Source organism: Ruegeria sp. CDSB113, from assembly GCF_059611045.1.
Genome location: NZ_JBXWOU010000034.1, coordinates 1 through 2,925, shown reverse-complemented (window position 1 = coordinate 2,925; position 2,925 = coordinate 1). Strand labels below are relative to the sequence as shown.

2 protein-coding genes are annotated in these 2,925 nt (G+C 61.0%); both read left to right on the top strand.

Annotated features, from left to right (window positions below; genetic code table 11):
• Nucleotides 1-1,506, top strand: a 1,506-nt coding sequence (locus AC2FIS_RS23125) for a Re/Si-specific NAD(P)(+) transhydrogenase subunit alpha (RefSeq protein ID WP_496775613.1), incomplete at its 5' end; no start/stop codon positions are given.
• Nucleotides 1,507-1,519: 13 nt separating this feature from the next.
• The coding region (locus AC2FIS_RS23120) for an NAD(P)(+) transhydrogenase (Re/Si-specific) subunit beta (protein ID WP_496775612.1) at nucleotides 1,520-2,925 on the top strand (1,406 nt) is incomplete at its 3' end.

Here is a 2,925-nt window from a genome sequence, read left to right as displayed (position 1 = left end):
GCGTTGCAGCTTCAGAAGTTGGGCTATGAATGTCTAATTGAGAAGGGTGCTGGTGCTGCGGCTGGATTTTCGGATGCGTCGTATGAGGCAGCGGGGGTTGAGGTCGTCAAGACGGCTGCGTCGCTGTGGAAGCAGGCCGACATTGTTGCCAAGGTGCGTCAACCGAACGAGGCTGAGCTGAAGCGTCTGACCAAGGGTAAGACGTTGATTTCCTTCTTCAACCCTGCGGGGAACGAAGAAGGGATGGAGGCGGCCAAGGCCAAGGGTGCCAATGTCATCGCCATGGAAATGGTGCCGCGGATCAGCCGCGCGCAGAAGATGGACGCGCTGTCGTCGATGGCCAATATCGCCGGTTACCGCGCGGTGATCGAGGCGGGCAACAACTTTGGCCGCTTTTTCACCGGTCAGGTGACAGCGGCCGGTAAGGTTCCGCCTGCGAAGGTTCTGATCGTCGGGGCCGGCGTGGCTGGTCTGGCGGCCATCGGCACCTCGACCTCGCTGGGCGCGATCACCTACGCGTTCGACGTGCGCCCTGAGGTGGCTGAACAGGTCGAATCGATGGGGGCCGAGTTTGTCTATCTGGATTTTGAGGAAGACCAGCAGGATGGCGCGTCCACCGGCGGTTACGCCAGCGTTCAGTCCGAAGAATTCCGCGAGGCACAGCTGGCCAAGTTCCGTGAACTTGCTCCGGAAGTGGACATCGTCATCACCACCGCGCTGATCCCGAACCGCGAAGCGCCCGAGCTTTGGACCAAGGATATGGTCGAGGCGATGAAGCCGGGCTCGGTCATTGTTGACCTTGCGGCGGAAAAGGGCGGCAACTGCAAGCTGACCGTGGCGGATGAGAAGATCGTGACCGACAATGGCGTGACCATCATCGGCTATACCGACTTCCCCAGCCGGATGGCGGCGCAATCCTCGTCTTTGTACGCGACCAATATCCGTCACATGATGACCGACCTGACGCCTGAAAAGGACGGTCAGATCAATCACGACATGGAAGATGACGTGATCCGCGGTGCGACTGTGACATTTGAAGGCGACATCACCTTCCCGCCGCCGCCACCCAAGGTGCAGGCGATCGCGGCGCAGAAGAAACCGGAAGTCAAGGAACTGACCCCGGAAGAGAAAAAGGCACAGGAGGTTGCGGCCTTCAAGGCGCAGACCAAACAGCAGTTCACCCTGCTGGGTGTTGGTGGCGCGCTGATGCTGTTGGTGGGGCTGATCGCTCCGGCCAGCTTCATGCAGCACTTCATCGTCTTTGTGCTGGCCATTTTTGTGGGCTTCCAGGTGATCTGGGGCGTCGCGCACAGCCTGCACACACCGCTGATGGCGATCACCAACGCGATCTCGTCGATCATTATCGTTGGGGCTGTGATGCAGATCGGATCGGGGTCGTTCCTGGTCATTCTGCTGGCGGCGCTGTCCATCTTCATGGCCGGGATCAACATCTTCGGCGGCTTCCTCGTAACCCGGCGCATGCTCGCCATGTTCCAGAAATCTTAAGGAGGCCGGGCACATGGAATTTGGCTTCACTACTGCCGCCTACGTTGTTGCGGCTGTTCTGTTCATCCTTTCGCTCGGCGGCCTGTCGAACCAGGAAAGCGCCAAGCGTGCGGTCTGGTATGGCATCGTCGGTATGGCGCTGGCGGTCTTTGCCACGCTGGTTGGCCCCGGTTCGGGTCTGTGGCTGCTGTCGCTGCTGCTGATCGCGGGCGGTGGTCTGATCGGTCAGTACGTCGCACAGCGCGTGCAGATGACCGAGATGCCGCAGCTGGTGGCCGCGATGCACTCGCTGGTCGGTCTGGCAGCTGTGTTCGTGGGCTTCAACGCGCATTTTGAGATCGGCAACGTGGCGCAGGTCATGGCCATTGCCGACAGCGCGAAAGAGGCGGACCTGTCCAATCTGGGCGCTTTTGCCAAGCTGATCGCCAAGAAAACCTCGGCCGAGCTGGCAATCCTGCATGTCGAACTGTTCCTGGGTATCTTCATCGGTGCGATCACCTTTACCGGGTCGGTCGTGGCCTATGGCAAGCTGGCGGGCAAGGTGACGTCTACGGCAACCAAGCTGCCGGGCGGTCACGCGCTGAACGCAGCGGCTGCGGGTCTCTCGCTGATCTGCCTGGTCTGGTACACCGCATCCGGTGGTCTGCTGCCGCTGATCCTGATGACGCTGGCGGCGCTGTTCATCGGTTATCACCTGATCATGGGCATCGGCGGTGCCGACATGCCGGTGGTTGTGTCGATGCTGAACAGCTACTCGGGCTGGGCGGCTGCGGCGATCGGCTTCTCGCTAGGCAACGACCTTCTGATCGTGGTTGGTGCGCTGGTGGGCTCGTCGGGTGCGATCCTGTCCTACATCATGTGCAAGGCGATGAACCGTCACTTTGTCAGCGTGATCCTGGGCGGCTTTGGTGGCCCACAGGGTGAGCAGATGGCGGTTGAGGGCGAGCAGATCGCCATCGAAGCCGACGGTGTGGCCGCAGCGCTGAACGACGCTGACAGCGTTGTCATCATCCCCGGCTATGGCATGGCGGTGGCGCAGGCACAGCAGTCGGTGTCCGAACTGGTCCGCAAGCTGCGGGCGCAGGGCAAGAATGTGCGCTTTGCGATCCACCCGGTCGCGGGCCGTCTGCCTGGCCACATGAACGTGCTGCTGGCCGAGGCAAAGGTGCCATACGACATCGTGCTGGAAATGGACGAGATCAACGACGACTTCCCCGAAACGGATGTGGCCATCGTCATCGGCTCGAACGACATCGTGAACCCTGCGGCGCAGGAAGACCCCAACAGCCCCATCGCCGGTATGCCGGTTCTGGAATGCTGGAAGGCCAAGCAGGTCTTCGTGTCCAAACGCGGCCAGGGCACCGGGTACTCGGGCATCGAAAACCCGCTGTTCTTCAAAGAAAACACCCGCATGTTCTA